The organism is Cohnella luojiensis, from assembly GCF_004564235.1.
Classification (GTDB): domain Bacteria; phylum Bacillota; class Bacilli; order Paenibacillales; family Paenibacillaceae; genus Cohnella; species Cohnella luojiensis.
On record NZ_SOMN01000039.1, the window covers coordinates 34,245 to 51,470 of the forward strand.

Genomic DNA, 17,226 nt, shown 5'->3' on the forward strand with positions numbered 1-17,226 from the left:
GAACAATGGACGTCGCATTGTTTTGTTAAATATAAGATTTATCTTTATTAAGGGAGGAAAAGAAAAATGAAGAAGAGATTGTCATTATCGCTCGTATTGGTACTTGCATTTGCTCTCATTTTAACCGCTTGCGGAGGAAACAACGGTAACAAGGGTAAAAAGGCTAGCGAATCGCCTGCTGCGTCCAGTTCGGCGCCTGCGACCGAGAGCGCGTCCCCGTCCCCGTCAGCCGAAGCTCCGAAAGATCCCGTAGAGATCACGCTCTCCGGTTGGGGAGCCAGTCCGGAAGAGCAAGCGTTATTGCAGCAAACGTTGGATGAGTTCCAAGCGAAGAACCCGGATGTCAAAGTGAAATACGAGGTTATCGCGGATCAATACATGGATGTCATTAAAACTCGCCTTGTCGGCGGCGAAGGCCCGGACGTCTTCTATATGGATGCGTTCGAAGCGCCTAAGATGATAGAAAGCGGCGTTCTCGAGCCTTTGGATTCTTACGTAACCGATGATTTCGATATCGCCGATTTCGAAGAACCTCTCGTGAATGCTTTCAAATCTCCGGACGGCAAGTCGTACGGTTTCCCGAAGGACTTCTCCACATTGGCGATGTTCTATAACAAAAAGATGTTTGCCGACGCCGGTATTGCGGCTCCACCGGCTACTTGGGAAGAGTTCCTGGATGCAGCCAAAAAACTTACCAAAGACAAAACGGTTTACGGATTCGGAGCAGCTCCCGAGCTTGCCCGTCAAATGTACATGATTAAAGCTTTCGGCGGAAAACTGACCGACGAGAACTACAATGCCGCATTCGCGACCCCTGAAGCCATCCAAGGCTTGCAATTGGTCATCGACCAACGTGTTGTCGACAAAACCTCCGGGCAGCCATCCGATGCGGGAGCGGGCTGGGGAGGCGAAATGTTCGGTCAAGGCAAAGCAGCCATGGTCTTTGAAGGGAATTGGGCTATTCCTTACTTAAATGCAAACTTCCCTGAATTGGAATACGCAACGGCAGAGCTCCCGACGGTAAATGGTCAAAAAGGCACGATGGCGTTCACGGTTGCTTATGTCATGAACAAAGCTTCGGAGAAGAAGGAAGCTTCTTGGAAGTTGATTTCCTACTTGACCGGCAAAGAAGGAATGAAGACGTGGACCAGCAAAGGGTTTGCCTTGCCTTCTCGCAAATCCGTATCCGCGGAATTGGGATACGACAAGGATCCGCTTCGCGGAGCGCTCGTTGCGGGAGCCTCCTATGCGACTCCTTGGCAAGCGGGCCCGACGTTGCCTATTATTAGTACGAACTTCAATAATCAATTTGTAAGCGCATACCTTGGCGATCAGAAGCTGGATGCCGCTATGGCAACGGCTCAGGAAACATCGAACAAGGAAATCAAAGCAGCTAAATAATAAGAAGTGCCCGCGGGCGAGGACGGGGAAAGTCGCCTTACCCGCGGGGTTATAATCACGAATGGGGATGCGAAGAGGACGGTTATACCGATAAGCCGGAATGGGAATAAAGGTCGTCTTCGCAGCCCGATTGCAATCGAATAGGAGGTCTCGCCATGAAGGGAATACTGGGAAACCGCAGAGCCAAAGAGAATATCGCAGGCTATTCGTTTATGTTTCCTACCATCGTCATCATTGGAACGTTCGTTATTTTACCGATTCTATATGCTTTATTTTTGTCTTTCAATAAAGTCACTTTATTGGGGGGCGTAAATTACGATTTTGTAGGCTTGAAGAATTTCAATCGGATGATCGACGACGATAAGGTATGGATCTCTTTAAAAAACACCGCTAAATACGTCCTCATTGTTGTGCCCTGCCAAACGATGCTCGCTTTGATTCTCGCGGCGGCGTTAAACGCGAAGTTGAGGGGACGGAATTTTTTTCGAACGGTGTATTTTCTGCCGACGATCACTTCGTCCGCCGTATTGACGCTTATTTTCGTTTGGATTCTCAACAATAACGGTCTCCTGAACGAACTGTTAGGAATGCTTCATTTTCCCACGCATAACTGGTTAGCCGAACCCGCCGTGGCGCTCTTCGGCGTCATGCTGATGAACATCTACTCCACCGCTCCCGGATTCATGGTCATTTACCTGGCATCCATGCAGGATATATCCCACAACATTTATGAATCCGCGGAAATTGACGGGGCCAACGCTTGGACGAAGTTTTGGAAGATTACCGTACCGCTCTTAAAGCCGGTTACTTTCTTCGTCGTCGTATTAGGCGTAATTGGCTCCTTCCAGGTATTCGACCAAGCCTATATCGTTTCCCGAGGAGACGGCGGTCCTAACAACTCTACCTTGACCATCGTGCTCCTTATCTATAAATACGCGTTCAAGAATCTAGACATGGGCTATGCATCGGCCCTGGCGCTGTTATTGGCCATTGTGATCATGCTCTTTACTCTCGTTCAACGCAAGCTGTTCGGCGATGAGAAAAACTGAAGGAAAGGAGGAAGGAAGAATGAATCATTTTGGGAAAAAAGGGTCGAAAGGCTTCATTTACGCCATATTGTCCATCTATGCGTTGATCACTCTCGTCCCGTTTCTTTGGGCAATTTCCACCTCGTTCAAGCCTCTTGCTGAAATCGTCCAGGGCGGCTTCAGCATCATACCGAAAAGCTTTACATTGGATAACTACAAGACCGTTTTCGCGCAAGAGCCGTTGTTTCCAAGGTGGTTAATGAACAGCGTTCTCATTGCCGCGTCCGTTACGCTTCTGAATTTATTGTTGAATTCCATGGCGGGGTACGCTTTAGCCCGGATTACTTTTTTCGGAAGCAAGTTTTGGTTTTTCCTTATTCTTGCGGTGCTCATGATTCCGTTCCAAGTTACGCTGATTCCAAGTTATTTACTATTAAAATGGTTTTCTTTGCTCAATACTTACGAAGGCCTAATCATACCCGGTATGGTAAACGCAACGTACATCTTCATGATGAGGCAATTCTTTCTTGGCTTCCCTACCGAGATGGAAGAAGCGGCTTTCATGGACGGCATGGGAAGATGGGGCATCTTCTTCAAGCTGGTTATGCCTCTTGCCAAACCCGCGCTTGCGGCGCAAGCGATATTCATCTTCCTTGGCGCTTGGAATGACTTCTTAAGGCCGCTAATCATCATGTCGGCCAATGAAATGTTCACCTTGCCGCTAGGGTTAAGCACGTTCAGGGGAGAGTATATCAGCTTTACGAACCTGATAATGGCCGCATCCATGATGTTCACCATTCCCGCTATGTTGTTGTATATTTTCTTTAACCGGTATTTCGTTCGCGGGATTACCTTTACCGGCACGAAATAGATCTCCTATCAAGAATAAACCCAGAAGCTAATAACTTCTGGGTTGGTTTAGAATGGCGTTCAAACCGGCGGTATAACCCGTTGAGAATGCCGCGGTAATATTATAGCCTCCCGTATAGCCGTGAATATCGAGAATTTCCCCGCAGAAATACAATCCGTTTACGAGCTTAGATTCCATCGTTCTCGGGTCTACCTCCTTAAGGTTAATCCCCCCGCCGGTTACGAAAGCATCTTCAATAGAAAGCGTGCCGTACACCCGAATCGGAAAATGTTTCATCAACTTCGCCAGCCGCATCCAATCCTGCCTGGGTATATTGTCGAAGGTTAGGGTATCGGTTAAGCCCGATTTCCGCAGCATAATGGGAATCAGCTTTTCCGGCATGATGGCTTTAAGAATGTTCTTGACCGCTTTTTTCGGCTCAAGCTCCGCAAGCTTCAAGGATTCGGAATAGACTTCGTCAACGCTCTTCTCCGGAAATAAATCCACGGCCACTTCAATATTGCCTGCATTGAACTGCTTCAACGCCTTCACGACGAATTGACTGCAACGCAAAGCGATCGGTCCCGATAGGCCGAAATGAGTGAAGATCATATCTCCCGTATGCTCGATAATCTTCTTTCCTTTCGGATTCCATACCGACAGAGCGACATCTCTCAAGGAAAGCCCCTGAAGTTCCTTGCTCGCGATGAAGGGTTCATTCGAGGTTAACGGCACCTCGGTCGGAAAGAGTTCGGTAATGGTATGGCCTGCTTTCTCCGCCCAATGGTACCCGTCCCCCGTAGAGCCCGTTTGAGGCACTGATTTACCTCCTGACGCTACGATGACCGCATGACAAATTAATGTCTCACCGGATTTAAGCCTCACGCCCAAGACGCGATCGTCTTCATACAGGATCGTGTCTACGGGGGAGTTCAGCTTGATCTCGACGCCTTGTTTCCGAATTTGTCCGACAAGCGTGTCCACTACGGTCTTGGCTTTGTCCGTTACGGGAAACATGCGTCCGTTATCTTCTTCCTTAAGGCGGATCCCAAGATTTTCAAAAAACGAGATAATATCTTTATTGCTGAAGTTGGCGAAAGAGCTATGCAGAAATCTTCCGTTGCCGGGGATATGCTTGATCAACTCGTCGATATCTTTATTGTTCGTTACGTTGCATCTTCCGCCGCCGGAGATCCCTAGCTTGCGCCCCAGTTTCTCCCCCTTGTCCAATAGAAGAACGCGGGCTCCATGTTTGCTAGCCGCGATGCTGGCCATTAATCCCGCAGAGCCGCCGCCGATTACGATAACGTCGTATTTCATCCTAATACTCCCGATCATTTGGTTTAAGATGAGTTTAACATTCGCTTTAGCAATCGCAAAATTTTTGGATGAATGTCGTCGAATTATTTTTTATATTATTTGTATTATTCTACAAAAATCGATCGGATTTTGTGCAATTTATATGCCTTTTATTGTAACCTATGGAGAGATGTGCTTTAATCAAATTAATTATATAGGTGGAAAAATGTGTATGAAGCCGGTCCGTCGTGCGGGAGGTTCCCAGAATGTGGAAAGATACGCTGCTTCAGGTCCTAATTTCTTTTCTACCCGTTTTTTCGTTTATGGTTTGGTACTCTAAACCGGAACGGATCCGCCAAGCGCATATTTTCCTCGGCGTCGCTTGCGGAATCGCGATGATGTTGAACGCGCATTATACGATGGTTAATGAGGATGGAGTTTGCCTCGATTTTCGCTATATTCCGTTGATTATCGGTTCTCTATATGGAGGGATTCCCGTTGCCGGGGTTCTCTTGGTCGTCTATATTATCACCCGCTTGAACGAGTTCACTAACCAATGGGATTATATCCTATTCGCTATGTTCATTATTATATACATACCGGTTCTTTATACCCGTATATCGATATTCGACGCAAGCTCCCGAAAGGGGAGGCTTAAGGTTGTTGCGGTCATCTGCCTCCTGATTGCCATCCTTCGAATTGCCGTCGGTCTTTCCGGCATTACGAACCTGAAGTTCGCGGATGTGTCTGGGCACCTCCTCGGAGGACTAATATTTGGCCTATCCATAATGGGCTTAACCTTAGTGTGCGCGCATTTTATAGAGCTTTGCTACGATCGGATCGAATTGCAGATTCAACTTCACAACGTGTCTAATAAATATCGCAAAGAAATGCGCAGGCTTCAGCAATTCATCGATAATTCTCCGTTATTGGTCGTTTTCTGCAATAATCGGGGATTCATAACCCATGTGAACGACGTGGCTATTAAGTTTATCGGCTCGGTTGGCCGCAATGACATTCTGGGCCAAAAATTTTCCGATATTTTGAAAAAGGTGGACGTGCAGTTCGAAGCGGATCCCGTGGAAAGAGTCCTGCTCGGAGAAGACAAGCTGATTGAAATCATTCGGCTGAACGGGCGAACGTTTTACACGGTTTCGTGCTCTATTCAAGATATGCCGTCACACGGGACGGATGGCGTATTGTTCATCGGTCACGACGTAACCGAACTTCAGCGGCTCAAGGATGAGGTTGACAAGATGGAGCGGCTGAGTCTCGTTGGACAGATGGCAGCGAGCATCACGCATGAAATACGCAATCCGATGGCCGTAATCCGAGGATTCGTTCAGCTTCTTAACGAGCGAAGCCCTGAGGACCAACAATCTTATTTCCGTATCGTATTGGATGAGTTAGACCGCGCTAACGCGATCATTAACGACTTCCTATCTTTGGCTCAGAACAGGATTGTCGAGAAGGAGCCGTCTAATCTAAACGATCTATTAAACGACCTGCTTCCTCTAATATGGGCAGATGCCAACATGCGAGGACAAATAATCGATTTGCGACTCTCAGAGAGTATGGATATCCTTCATGTAAACAGCAAAGAGATGAAGCAACTCATCCTTAATCTGGCCCGCAATGGAATGGAAGCGATGAATGACAAGGGAATTCTTCGCATAGAGACGCTTAATCTCCAAGATACCGTTCAGCTCCGCGTGGTCGATAACGGCGTGGGTATACCCCAAGAGAAGCTGGAAAGGCTATTCGAGCCGTTCTACACGACGAAGACGAACGGGACGGGGCTCGGCTTGGCGCTATGCCTTAGCATAGTGGAACGGCATAGCGGCAAGATCCACGTGGAGTCCGCAGTCGGTCAAGGGACCTCGTTTATCGTATCTTTCTGCAAACCGGGCCGTTATTGCTGGTGATATTTGTTAAGTACGGATAAGAGCCATTCATTCGGTTAAACTACGTGGGATACATCCAGACAAGGAGGATGCTTCCATGCCAAGCCGCCAAGGACCGTCTAAATCCGGACGGAGCGACACCAATCGCGTCAGAAAAGAAAAATCACCGTTATCCCCGGGATATGACAAGAAATTAGACGGCCCTAATCGTCCGTCCACTTAAACGACATCTGCGCGGATAAGCTTAATGAGACCTACGCAGGCGTGAAGCCTGCCGGGGGGGCCGACGATTCGGAATTGGATCCGTTCGAAATCGAATTTCGGGCGGAATTCCGCGACAACCGGGGTCCGCGGGAGCCGTTCGTCAATGCCCACGGAGTCGTGATCGGCGATCACGATTATGCGTCAGCGCAATCGCCGCTCGAGCAATGGAGTAAAAATACGGATCCGTCCGTCATGGCGGGTGAGCAGTGGGTGCATCCCTATAAGGACATAGGATTTCTCACGAAGGAAAACAAGGATTTATTCGAAAGAGGGATAGCTCCTTCTTCCGGTCTGTTCATGCATCCGACTCACTCGACGTCCATTCCGTTAGAACTGGATGACGATGAATACTTCCCTGTTCCCGAAGTGTTGGATGAGCCTTAATTGTAGGGCGATGCGGCCGTGTGCGAGGCGAATAGCCGATTCGCATTCCGGTTGTCATCGCCCGATTTTTCTTTCGGAGGCCAATTGGCGGCGTGCGAGGTTGACTTTTTTGACGGAGCTTGCGGCGGCGCGTTATAATGAGGTATAGCGGAATAATCAACCGCCAACTATTAGATCCGGAAAGCGAGGCGCCTCCTATGTCGATGTCTTTCGAAAGATATATGATGGATATGGTTCAACCGATGCGAGACGATTTGACTCGGCTCGGCATTCAAGAATTAAGAACTCCCGAAGAAGTAGAGGCGAAGCTTCCTACTGCTTCAGGTACCGCACTTGTCGTTATTAACTCCGTTTGCGGTTGCGCGGCAGGGCAATGCCGTCCAGGGGTTGCAGAAGCCCTTCAACATGACGTGACGCCCGACCATCTGTTTACGGTGTTTGCCGGACAAGATAAGGAAGCAACCGCGAAAGCCCGCGAATATTTCCTGCCTTATCCGCCATCTTCCCCATCCATTGCGCTGTTTAAAGACGGGGAACTCGTTCATTTCATTGAAAGACACCAAATCGAGAATCGCAGCGCCGGAGATATTGCCGCTGATCTTACGGGTGCCTTCGACCGTTATTGCAGGTAAACCCATTCATCCCGTTGGCTTAAGCCATTACGGCCAAGCCAACGGGATATTTTTGTTTTTTACTTGATGGGAGGAATGGATAAATGTCGCTGCAACAAGAAGTCATTGAGAAGCTGGGTGTACGTCCGACGATTGACGTAGACCAGGAGATCGAGCGCAGAGTCGACTTTCTTAAGGATTACGTGAAGCAGTCGGGCACTACCGGACTGTTGATCGCGATTAGCGGAGGAGTGGATAGCGCCGTGGCCGCAGGGCTGTGCAAGCGCGCGACGGACGAGCTATCTCAGGAAACCGGCAAAGAGTACATGACGCTTGGCGTCTTCCAGCCTTACGGAGAGCAGGAGGACATTCATCATAGCTACGAGGTTGCCGAAGCATTCGGCTTGAAGCATAAAGTCGAGACGAACATCGCCGAAGCCGTGGATGAGATTGCTCTGGAAACCGAGTACGCGTTCAAGGCATTGGATATTCATCGTCATATTAGCCGCGGAGGCAAAGGAAACGTGAAGGCACGCACGCGCATGGTCGTGCAGTATGCGTTAGCGTTCGACTTGAATTTGTTGGTCGTCGGTACGGACCATGCTTCGGAAGCGTTGACCGGCTTCTTCACGAAGTGGGGAGACGGAGCAGTAGATATCACTCCGCTCAGCAGCTTGAACAAACGTCAAGTTCGCCAGCTGGCTAGACGTCTTGGCGTTCCCGCGAGCGTAATTGATAAGGCTCCGACGGCAGGGTTGTGGCAAGGGCAGACGGATGAGAATGAGCTAGGGGTAACGTATGAGGATAACAGCTCCTATCTGGAAGGCAAAGAAATCGATCCTAAAGCCCGGGAGATTCTCGAGAAGCATTACTTGCGCACGCAACATAAGCGCCAGTTAATTCCAGGGATTTAACCGAACGAGATGATCGTCGGAATTGGACTGGACGTCGTCGAGCTTGCGCGGATGGACAGATTGCTCTCGGGGCCGGGCAGGAATAGATTCGTTAACAGAGTGCTTACCGTAAAGGAAAGCGAGGCTTGGGCGAAATTACAGCCGCGCCGCGCGCTTGAATATATTAGCGGGAGATTTGCGGTTAAAGAAGCCGTGGTCAAGGCGCTAGGTTGCGGAATCGGAGCCATTGTGGGTTTCAAGGATATGGAAGTGCTCCCCGATGAATGCGGGAAGCCTGTGTGTATGCTGTCCGAAGCGTCAATGAAGCGGTTAGGATGGGAAGATCGGTCTCTAAAGTTACATATCGCGATTACGCATGAACGATCATTAGCGGCAGCTACGGCGTTAATCGAACAGTAAGAACGACTACAGTCCGGTTGTTATCTACAACTGGGCTGTTATTTATTAGGGATTAACGATATGAACTGGTAATTTACGCTTCCGGTTACCTGACGTATAATGGGAACTAGGTTAGAGGACGAGATTTAATATCCGGATAATGGAGCGCAATGATGACAACTACGAATTATTTGACTATCATGATGAAACATTTCGAGCACATGAATATCGAAGTCGCAGCCGCTGCGGAAACGATACTGGATGCCTCTTCTCTTAAAGACAGGGAGGATACTTACGATTGCAATCGGTTCCTTTTCGTCAAGGAAGGCCAAGGCAAGTTGATTGTCCATGATAAGGAAATTCAGCTCGTACAGGGGAAGTTATGCATCCTGTTATCGGGAATTCCGCACCGGATCGCCTTAGAGTCGGAGGAGAAGCTAACGCTGCAATGGTGCCACTTCAGGAGCAGTTACGAGGACCGAGACCTCTATCGAACGCTTCAAATTCCTTTCCATATTCAAGTGACGAATGAGCAGGAAGAGATTTCTGCTCTATTCAAGCGCCTGTTCGAGCAACTATCGCTGGACCGCCTAACCTCAAGGCTTAAGATCAAGGCGATAATGCTGAATCTGATCAGCTTATTTCTGGACAACCTTTCAATCGCCGGTAATGGAACGCCAACCGAGGATATGCAGAAAATCGATATCGTGCTTCGATATATCGACGAACATCTGGCGGACAATATAACGGTGGAAAACTTATCCAAACAGGTCTTTTTACATCCGAATTATTTTATCGTCTTTTTCAAAGGAATCTTAGGCTATTCGCCTATCCAGTATGTTAATTTGCGGCGCATGGAGATGGCCAAGTCATTGCTCTTGCAACCGGAATGCAATGTGTCCGCGGTAGCCAGCAAGGTAGGGATGCAAATTTACTATTTCTCCAGGATGTTCAAAGCCCATACGGGACTGACGCCAAGCCGATACCGCAAGCAGGCGACATCATTTGTCGCAACAGGAGCGAAGTCGCATGAGGAAGAGGATGATCGGAAGTGAGCGCGGGCTTAGATCTCGAGGAGAACAAACGTTATTTCAGCAAGGAATTGCTTCAATGGTATCAGAGGGAGCGTCGCGACTTGCCCTGGCGAAGAAGCCGTGATCCCTATCACATCTGGGTATCGGAAATTATGCTGCAGCAGACTCGCGTCGAGACGGTTATTCCGTATTTCAATCGCTTCGTAGACCGGTTTCCATCTCTACGCGAGTTAGCCGAAGCGCCGGAGGAAGAGGTTCTTAAGCACTGGGAGGGATTGGGGTATTACTCCAGGGTTCGCAACCTGCAAACCGCGGTACGCGAAGTCGTAGAGCATTACGGCGGTCGGGTCCCTAGCAATAAGAAGGACGTATCTAGCTTAAAAGGAGTCGGACCTTATACGGCGGGCGCAATACTCAGTATTGCGTATAACCAATCCGAGCCTGCGGTAGACGGGAACGTGATGCGGGTGCTTTCGCGTTACTTCTGCTTGGAGGATGACATTGCTCGTTCATCCACTCGGATTTCCATCGAAGGACTTGCCCAAGAACTGATTCCTGGCGGAGAAGCCGCCGACTTTAATCAGGCTTTGATGGAGCACGGAGCTATGGTGTGCACGCCGAAGTCTCCTTCCTGTCTGGATTGCCCTGTAAGGGAAGGTTGCTTAGGGCGATTGCATGGGCGCGAGCGCGAGCTCCCCGTGAAAACCAAGGCCAAGAAGCCAAGACCCGTATTCCGATTCGCGGCATTAGTGGAAGGAACGGGGTCCAACGCCGGCAAGGTGCTGGTGAGGCAACGGCCGGATTCGGGTTTGCTGGCAAGAATGTGGGAGCTTCCCCATGTCGAGGTGCCGGATGCGATGGAATGGGAATCCCTTTCTTTGGGAAAGGAATATTTAGAGACGGCATTGGCAGAAGACGGAGTTAGGATTCTGGCGACTGAGCACGCGGTCGGGGATGCGCAGCACATATTCACGCATCTCGTTTGGAATATCAGAGTGTTGGCAGCCAGAGCCCATGAAGAACAGTACGTAGAAGAACGAACCTCCTATAAGTGGGTTGGTCCTGAGGATTTCGAAAGCTACGTGTGGCCTAATGTTTTTAGGAAATTGTTGACTGAATACTTTATTCATAACAAAATCGCAGGTTAATCTGCTGACACGGGTAGCCCGCGGACCGTAAACAAACATGAACTTCGGAAATTTCACGGAGTTCATGGCTTTTTATTCCAAGAAAAAATGATATATTTTTTGTTGAGAGCGTTGACAATCGACGGCGGCACGGAAGAGATAGTGAACAATTATGACGATTACCGCTACGTTGTGGTTGATTCGCCGGATTGGGATGCGGTTATATATATGCAGATGGAGAGTTAGCGCTTAATGTTATTAATTACCATTGATAAAATCTAAAATACCCAGTCATAATAAGAAATCTCATAAGATGCTTATACATATGGAAAAGGTGGTCATTAATGAATGGAACAACGTGAGCAGTGGGGCACCAGGGCAGGATTCATTTTGGCTGCAGTAGGTTCGGCGGTTGGTTTGGGCAATATTTGGAGGTTTCCGTATGTCGTATACGAAAATGGCGGAGGGGCATTTCTAATCCCTTATTTCTTCGCTTTATTAACGGCAGGTATTCCGATCCTATTGTTAGAGTTCGGAATCGGACGGACAGGCAGAGGGTCTTCCCCTTTATCGTTAAGCAGACTGTCCCGTAAGTTCGAGTGGCTCGGCTGGTGGCAGGTGTTGATTTGTTTCGTCATCACAACCTACTATGTTTCGATTATTGCATGGGCTGTAAGCTATTTTTTCTACTCGTTCAACTTAAATTGGGGAGAAGATACGAAAGCATTCCTGTTCGGTACATATTTGGGTGTTCCCGGCGATGCCGTAACGGATTCGGGGTGGAATTTAGGAGGCTTGCGGTGGCACATTCTGCTCCCTTTAATCGCGGTTTGGGCAGGGACCTATTATGTACTTATTCGAGGCATAAAGAAGGGCATTGAAAAAGTAAGCAAAATTTTCATTCCGATCTTGTTTGTCATGATGATTTTGATTGTCATTCGTGCAGTAACGCTGCCGGGGGCGGGCGTAGGATTAGATCACCTGCTCACACCCGATTTCGGCAAAATTATGCCGGGCTTTCTCGGAGGTACAAATCCGGAATGGTATAGCGTATGGATAGCGGCATATGGGCAAATATTCTTCAGCCTTTCGATCGCCTTTGCTATTATGATCACCTATAGCAGTTATATCGACAAGAAACAGGACGTCAATAACAGCGGTTTTATCATGGCTTTCAGCAACTGCGGTTTCGAATTTCTTGCAGCCATCGGCGTATTCGCAGCCATCGGCTTTATGGCTGTATCCTCAGGCAGCGAAGTGAAAGACGTGGCCGCCTCTGGAGTCGGTCTAGCTTTCGTCGTATTTCCGAAAATCATTAACGCTTTTCCCACGCTAAACGGTACGTTCGGAGCGCTCTTTTTCTTAGCGCTCGTCATTGCCGGTTATACGTCGTTGATTTCAATCGTTGAAGTATTGATAGCATCTTTGATGGACAAATTCCGCTTAAGCCGCAAGGCGGCCGTGAATGGGGTAGTCGGGGTTTGCGCGTTCGTGAGTATCGTTTATACAACCGGCGCCGGCATTGTACTGCTTGATATCGTAGACCATTTCATTAATAACTTCGGCATCGTCATTGCCGGTCTGTTTGAAGTGATTCTTGTCGGCTGGTTCGCTAATATAACTCGCATTCGGGACGATAACAATCTAGTATCCGATTTCCGTGTAGGTACTTGGTGGAATATCATGATTATCGGCGTGACTCCGCTCGTATTGCTATTCATGACTTTTAAAAATTTTCAGTTGGAATTCACGAAAGCATATGAAGGATACCCGTTTCATGCGCTGCTTACATTCGGATGGATTATCGTTGGCGCGACTTTATTGATCGCGTTCCCCCTTGCATACCTATTTAAATGGAAAACACAGGAGGGATTCTGAGCATGAGCGCAGCGGCGATCTGGATGTTTCTATTCGGGGCGATCTTGTTATGGGGCGGACTCGCTCTTACGATTACTATAGCGGTTAAGAAAAGTAAAAAGTCGTAAGAACAAGCGACTCGGTCATTCCCCCGAAAACGTGCGGACAAACCGGCGGGGGGAAACGCCCTCGGCTTGCTTGAACGCCTTACTGAATGCATACACGCTTCCGTACCCGATTTTCTCGGCAATCGAGGTAAGGGAGAGACGACTGTATATCATCAGTTCCTTCGCTTTTTCGATCCGGTGGCGAATTTGGAATTGATGGGGAGACAAGCCGTACTTTTCTTTGAACAAGCGGGAGAAGTGAAATACGCTTAAGCAGGCGATTCTGGACAGATCCTCTAAACTCACGGTCTGGCTGTAGTTGTCCATAATGTGCGTCACAGTCTGATCGAGCACCTTCTGATGAAGAGCGAGGCGGTTGTTTTGCTGCGCTTCCAGCCCTTTGACCAACTGATACAGGATGCGCAGAACGATTGATTTTTGCAGGATCGTGAAATCGGGATCCCTTCTGTCATAGGCATGGATCAGCTTCTGCAGGTTGTTGTAGATTTCCATGTGATTGCCGATCCGGATAATATCCGGGATCTCCAGAACGGAACCGAGAATGTCCGGCCGGATTAACCGTCTCTCTTCCTTCGGGCATTCTTTCAATGTTTTATGGTTGATCGGAACGTCCTCGAAATCCTCATAATACAACACGTCGAAGTGAATGTGAGGCATCCAGCTTTCCCCCGCCGAACCGAGAAACTCATGCTCCTTGCCGGGTTTGAACAGAATGATGTCCCCCGGGACTATCGTATGGAATTCATTGTCGATACGAATCGATAATTCCCCTTTTTCCAAATAAAGAAGCTCGTAATCGAAAATGATGCGCGCCTTCATCTTCATTTCGGGTACTCGATGATTCCATGCCCTTCGGATATTCGGCGAGAATTGCATCAGCAAATTGTTGTTATGGTCGCCTTTCATTTCAACACTCACCCTAACATTAAGCAAGAATGGATAAATAATAACAATTAGCAACAAAGAAATTCCGCATAGTATTTGATAATATCAATAATGTAAACGTTGCCATTAATAAAATCAGGAACATACTGTAGCAATTTCAATTATATTATGCGCGGCAGATTACGGCAATGGACTCTCAACCGTCAATCTCGGAGATGAGGGGAGGTAAACATGAACAACTTTAACGGATTAGATATGGGACTAGGCAGTTTGGCAAGATTATCGGACGCGAAGACGCGTTCGATCAGCCCGGAAAACTTCAAGGGTGAAAAAGGAAAGGGTGGCATGGCGACGGAAGGTACGGGAGCGGACTGCGCGCGCGATCTGGGCATCGGGTGGAAGGTGTCTCCTTCGGTCGAAATCGATCCGGGCGCTACATTCACTATGGGATATATTGAGGGTCCGGGAGCTATACAACATATCTGGTTAACCTGTTTCCCGACGTTCTGGCGCAACTTGATTATCCGTTTCCACTGGGACGACGTAGAGCAGCCATCGGTCGAAGTGCCGGTGGGCGACCTTTTCTGCAACGGATGGCAGGAAAGATGCAATGTCAATTCGCTTCCGATCGCCGTCAATCCGGCCGGAGGGATGAACAGCTATTGGCTTATGCCGTTCCGTAAATCCGCTCGCATGACGGTCGAGAACAAGTCATCGGAAAAAGCGGTCATTTACTATCAAATCGACTATACATTGACGGAAGTGCCGGATGACGCGGCGTACTTCCATGCACAGTGGCGTCGCAGCAATCCGGTCCAGTATAAAGACGTGCATACGATTCTTGACGGGGTAAAAGGGCAAGGGCATTATGTCGGCTGCTATCTGGCATGGCAGGTGAATAACAACGGCTGGTGGGGAGAAGGCGAAATCAAGTTCTACATGGACGGTGACCGCGAATTCCCGACCATCTGCGGAACGGGTACCGAGGATTACTTCGGCGGAGCATGGAACTGGGAGCAGCCGATCGGGCAGTACAGCACGTATTCGACGGCGTACCTCGGCATGCACCAGTTGATCAAGCCCGACGGGTTATATCGCAGCCAGCAAAGATTCGGAATGTACCGTTGGCACGTGATGGATCCGATCCGCTTCGAGAGCGACCTTAGGATCACGATTCAAGATCTCGGCTGGCGCTCGGAAAGACGATATTTGCCCCAGCAAAGCGATATCTCTTCGACGGCTTTCTGGTATCAAGCCGAACCTCACGCCACGTTCTCTCCGTTGCCTGGCAATGACGAGCGAGAAGTAATTTAAAAGACGATTATGGAAGCTACCCAAAGGTCTGAAAAGACTTGAGGAGTAGCTTCTTTTTTTTTCTATTTTTCTAAGTCGTTGAGGTAACCTTCGGTGTTTCGATTAAATAAGGCAAGAATGCCGTTCGCGCAACCGTGTCCGAGAGGACGACGATTAGTCCCCCGATCTATCACTAATTGATAATAATTATCATTTTCATTGACATGGTAGCGATGTCTATATAAAATCGATGTTAAATAGGAGATGAACCGATTGTACGCTCTGGAAACTCGCGATTTGTCGACAGCACGTAAGCCGAGCGTTGGAGACGACAGGGACCAGATCGAAGTGCTCAATTTGCTTTATTCGCTTAACGCCAGCAAGGGGCGTACGATCGTCATGGTGCTTCACGATATCAATCTTGCATGCCGTTACGCGCATCATATCGTAGCCATTCAAGATCAACAAGTTTACATCGAAAGCTCGCCGGAAGAAGTCGTGACATCGAGCATGATTTGAGGGGTCTTCCGCATGAAGGCAAGCGTCATCCAAGACGCTCTGTACGGATCGCCGATGTGCGTACCGCACGGCAAGGGAAGGACAATCTAAACAAACGAGGGAAAAGCGATGCTGATCGAATATACACCGGAAGAAATCGACGTGTTAGTAAAAGATCACCGATTGGCGCTTGAGCCGTCAGCGGACAGACGGTATTCCATGCCTGCAACCGTTCTGCTGGACCAAGACAAAAGCCTGGCTTATCTGGATAAGGTCGGGAGCATATTCGAAGCCGCGTCCAACGTCGCGAATGCCTCGCTTTTCGCCAAGAGGTACAGCTTCTTGATTATTGCATCCAGCCTATATGCGATGAGTCGATATGACAAAAGCCTGGATTACTCCATCGGGAATTGTCATGTCGAATCCCATCATCAAGGCCAAACCTGGCTGCCGAAGGTGCGCTTAACCGATTGGCAAGTCACTGCGCCAGGGGAGGGTGGCCGGAACGAATGGCGAGATCAAGTGATCCGCAACGTATTCGCCGACAATTTGTCCAAAGCCTGGCGCGCTCTGTCCAAATCGGCTTCTGTCTCAATTTCCGTCCTATGGGAGAATACGGCGATTTACGTTTACTGGTTGTACGAGAATAAATTCATGGAAGGAGCCGACGCCGAGCTTAAGGTACGGCTGCAAGCCGACTATGATTACCTGCGTTCGGAAGCTCCAGCTCACCTATTCGGAGTAACGAAGAATCCTCTAGCCAAATTCGATAGTCCTAAAGTCGTCACCTGTGCTTCAGACCATCCCATTCGTATTCGTAAAACCTGCTGTTATTACTATCTGGCTTCGGATGAATCGAACGATTTTTGCTCCTCTTGCCCCAAGCGGCATTATGAAGCGGTCTCCATAGGCTAACGCCTATGGACCCTTCAAAGTGCTGCTAACCCACTTTTAACTACCCTCCTTGAACCTCTCATGACTGAAGTCACGAGATTCTTGGGTAGTCCCCTCTACCGAAGAGAAATTTACCAAGCTAACCCTGTCGTCCCGACAGTTCGTGTAGCGTTTACACGGTAAGCAGTCTTTTGCCTTCGGCAAGTATGTTTAGGCTTGCGTTGAAATCTCTATCGTGATGCGCTTCACATTCAGGGCAATCCCATTCACGCAACTTTAAGTCCTTAACGTCTTTGTTTTTGTAGCCACAGCAGGAACATAATTGACTGCTTGCAAATGTTTTGCCAACTGCTACAACAATACGACCATACCACTTCGCTTTGTACTCCAGCATCGAGCGAAATTGGGACCAGGAAACTTCGTTGATCGCCTTGGCTAACTTATGATTCTTGACCATGTCGGCTACTTGTAAATCTT

Annotated in this window: 19 protein-coding genes; 16 read left to right on the forward strand and 3 right to left on the reverse strand. The window is 48.6% G+C overall.

The features are described 5' to 3' along the window. The first annotated feature begins 66 nt into the window (after positions 1-66). From E2980_RS20515 to E2980_RS20525, 3 genes are all read left to right on the forward strand, one after another. The gene (locus tag E2980_RS20515) at positions 67-1,401 is read left to right on the forward strand and encodes an ABC transporter substrate-binding protein (protein ID WP_135154093.1); all 1,335 of its coding nucleotides are present in this window, start codon (positions 67-69) and stop codon (positions 1,399-1,401) included. A 155-nt stretch (positions 1,402-1,556) separates the two neighbouring features. Further along, positions 1,557-2,450, forward strand: a complete 894-nt coding sequence (locus tag E2980_RS20520) for a carbohydrate ABC transporter permease (RefSeq protein ID WP_135154094.1) — start codon at positions 1,557-1,559, stop codon at positions 2,448-2,450. A 19-nt stretch (positions 2,451-2,469) separates the two neighbouring features. Then, entirely contained in the window at positions 2,470-3,300 is an 831-nt protein-coding gene (locus tag E2980_RS20525; protein ID WP_135154095.1) for a carbohydrate ABC transporter permease, read from the forward strand. 27 nt (positions 3,301-3,327) lie between these two features. Here the strand turns inward: E2980_RS20525 and E2980_RS20530 are convergent, their stop codons facing one another. Next, positions 3,328-4,599 (reverse strand): BaiN/RdsA family NAD(P)/FAD-dependent oxidoreductase, encoded by a 1,272-nt coding sequence (locus tag E2980_RS20530; protein WP_135154096.1) that lies wholly within the window; start codon positions 4,597-4,599, stop codon positions 3,328-3,330. Between the two features lie 245 nt (positions 4,600-4,844). Here E2980_RS20530 and E2980_RS20535 point away from each other — a divergent pair, with 245 nt between their 5' ends. From E2980_RS20535 to E2980_RS20575, 10 genes are all read left to right on the forward strand, one after another. Further along, positions 4,845-6,503 (forward strand): ATP-binding protein, encoded by a 1,659-nt coding sequence (locus tag E2980_RS20535; protein ID WP_135154097.1) that lies wholly within the window; start codon positions 4,845-4,847, stop codon positions 6,501-6,503. A 76-nt stretch (positions 6,504-6,579) separates the two neighbouring features. Next, entirely contained in the window at positions 6,580-6,705 is a 126-nt protein-coding gene (locus E2980_RS24970) for a hypothetical protein (protein WP_276322367.1), read from the forward strand. A 41-nt stretch (positions 6,706-6,746) separates the two neighbouring features. Next, positions 6,747-7,130, forward strand: a complete 384-nt coding sequence (locus tag E2980_RS20540) for a DUF3905 domain-containing protein (RefSeq protein ID WP_240703123.1) — start codon at positions 6,747-6,749, stop codon at positions 7,128-7,130. 197 nt (positions 7,131-7,327) lie between these two features. Beyond that, positions 7,328-7,762, forward strand: coding sequence for a BrxA/BrxB family bacilliredoxin (locus tag E2980_RS20545; protein WP_135154099.1), 435 nt, complete (start codon positions 7,328-7,330; stop codon positions 7,760-7,762). A gap of 83 nt (positions 7,763-7,845) precedes the next feature. Beyond that, complete coding sequence (nadE, locus tag E2980_RS20550; protein ID WP_135154100.1) at positions 7,846-8,655, forward strand: ammonia-dependent NAD(+) synthetase; 810 nt, start codon at positions 7,846-7,848, stop codon at positions 8,653-8,655. Positions 8,656-8,664: 9 nt separating this feature from the next. Further along, on the forward strand, positions 8,665-9,054 hold the full coding sequence (acpS, locus tag E2980_RS20555; RefSeq protein ID WP_135154101.1) for a holo-ACP synthase: 390 nt from the start codon (positions 8,665-8,667) through the stop codon (positions 9,052-9,054). 152 nt (positions 9,055-9,206) lie between these two features. Next, positions 9,207-10,088, forward strand: coding sequence for an AraC family transcriptional regulator (locus E2980_RS20560; protein WP_167747204.1), 882 nt, complete (start codon positions 9,207-9,209; stop codon positions 10,086-10,088). Next, the gene (gene mutY / locus E2980_RS20565) at positions 10,085-11,215 is read left to right on the forward strand and encodes an A/G-specific adenine glycosylase (RefSeq protein WP_135154103.1); all 1,131 of its coding nucleotides are present in this window, start codon (positions 10,085-10,087) and stop codon (positions 11,213-11,215) included. Before E2980_RS20560 ends, mutY begins: the two co-directional genes overlap by 4 nt. A gap of 327 nt (positions 11,216-11,542) precedes the next feature. Continuing rightward, the gene (locus E2980_RS20570; RefSeq protein WP_135154104.1) at positions 11,543-13,072 is read left to right on the forward strand and encodes a sodium-dependent transporter; all 1,530 of its coding nucleotides are present in this window, start codon (positions 11,543-11,545) and stop codon (positions 13,070-13,072) included. A gap of 2 nt (positions 13,073-13,074) precedes the next feature. Further along, positions 13,075-13,179: a MetS family NSS transporter small subunit gene (locus E2980_RS20575; RefSeq protein ID WP_135154105.1), complete on the forward strand. Its 105-nt coding sequence runs from the start codon at positions 13,075-13,077 to the stop codon at positions 13,177-13,179. 15 nt (positions 13,180-13,194) lie between these two features. On the opposite strand, the gene E2980_RS20580 is transcribed toward E2980_RS20575, so the two are convergent. Continuing rightward, the gene (locus E2980_RS20580) at positions 13,195-14,085 is read right to left on the reverse strand and encodes a helix-turn-helix domain-containing protein (protein ID WP_135154106.1); all 891 of its coding nucleotides are present in this window, start codon (positions 14,083-14,085) and stop codon (positions 13,195-13,197) included. A 210-nt stretch (positions 14,086-14,295) separates the two neighbouring features. Between E2980_RS20580 and E2980_RS20585 the strand changes: the two genes are divergently transcribed. The 3 genes from E2980_RS20585 to E2980_RS20595 all read left to right on the forward strand — a co-directional run bounded on the left by E2980_RS20585 (position 14,296) and on the right by E2980_RS20595 (position 16,770). After that, on the forward strand, positions 14,296-15,378 hold the full coding sequence (locus tag E2980_RS20585; protein WP_135154107.1) for a glycoside hydrolase family 172 protein: 1,083 nt from the start codon (positions 14,296-14,298) through the stop codon (positions 15,376-15,378). A gap of 252 nt (positions 15,379-15,630) precedes the next feature. Further along, entirely contained in the window at positions 15,631-15,876 is a 246-nt protein-coding gene (locus E2980_RS20590; RefSeq protein WP_135154108.1) for an ABC transporter ATP-binding protein, read from the forward strand. A 108-nt stretch (positions 15,877-15,984) separates the two neighbouring features. After that, the gene (locus tag E2980_RS20595) at positions 15,985-16,770 is read left to right on the forward strand and encodes an IucA/IucC family C-terminal-domain containing protein (RefSeq protein ID WP_135154109.1); all 786 of its coding nucleotides are present in this window, start codon (positions 15,985-15,987) and stop codon (positions 16,768-16,770) included. A gap of 151 nt (positions 16,771-16,921) precedes the next feature. Here E2980_RS20595 and E2980_RS20600 read toward each other — a convergent pair. Then, on the reverse strand, positions 16,922-17,226 hold a 305-nt coding region (locus tag E2980_RS20600; protein WP_135154110.1), incomplete at its 5' end, for an RNA-guided endonuclease TnpB family protein.

What these genes read in the sequence shown, in the direction of transcription:
- E2980_RS20515 (WP_135154093.1), top strand. Translation starts at nt 67, where the DNA reads ATGAAGAAGAGATTGTCATTATCGCTCGTATTGGTACTTGCATTTGCT.
- E2980_RS20520 (WP_135154094.1), top strand. Translation starts at nt 1,557, where the DNA reads ATGAAGGGAATACTGGGAAACCGCAGAGCCAAAGAGAATATCGCAGGC.
- E2980_RS20525 (WP_135154095.1), top strand. Translation starts at nt 2,470, where the DNA reads ATGAATCATTTTGGGAAAAAAGGGTCGAAAGGCTTCATTTACGCCATA.
- E2980_RS20530 (WP_135154096.1), bottom strand. Translation starts at nt 4,599, where the DNA reads ATGAAATACGACGTTATCGTAATCGGCGGCGGCTCTGCGGGATTAATG.
- E2980_RS20535 (WP_135154097.1), top strand. Translation starts at nt 4,845, where the DNA reads ATGTGGAAAGATACGCTGCTTCAGGTCCTAATTTCTTTTCTACCCGTT.
- E2980_RS24970 (WP_276322367.1), top strand. Translation starts at nt 6,580, where the DNA reads ATGCCAAGCCGCCAAGGACCGTCTAAATCCGGACGGAGCGACACCAAT.
- E2980_RS20545 (WP_135154099.1), top strand. Translation starts at nt 7,328, where the DNA reads ATGTCGATGTCTTTCGAAAGATATATGATGGATATGGTTCAACCGATG.
- nadE (WP_135154100.1), top strand. Translation starts at nt 7,846, where the DNA reads ATGTCGCTGCAACAAGAAGTCATTGAGAAGCTGGGTGTACGTCCGACG.
- acpS (WP_135154101.1), top strand. Translation starts at nt 8,665, where the DNA reads ATGATCGTCGGAATTGGACTGGACGTCGTCGAGCTTGCGCGGATGGAC.
- E2980_RS20560 (WP_167747204.1), top strand. Translation starts at nt 9,207, where the DNA reads ATGACAACTACGAATTATTTGACTATCATGATGAAACATTTCGAGCAC.
- E2980_RS20570 (WP_135154104.1), top strand. Translation starts at nt 11,543, where the DNA reads ATGGAACAACGTGAGCAGTGGGGCACCAGGGCAGGATTCATTTTGGCT.
- E2980_RS20575 (WP_135154105.1), top strand. Translation starts at nt 13,075, where the DNA reads ATGAGCGCAGCGGCGATCTGGATGTTTCTATTCGGGGCGATCTTGTTA.
- E2980_RS20580 (WP_135154106.1), bottom strand. Translation starts at nt 14,085, where the DNA reads ATGAAAGGCGACCATAACAACAATTTGCTGATGCAATTCTCGCCGAAT.
- E2980_RS20585 (WP_135154107.1), top strand. Translation starts at nt 14,296, where the DNA reads ATGAACAACTTTAACGGATTAGATATGGGACTAGGCAGTTTGGCAAGA.
- E2980_RS20595 (WP_135154109.1), top strand. Translation starts at nt 15,985, where the DNA reads ATGCTGATCGAATATACACCGGAAGAAATCGACGTGTTAGTAAAAGAT.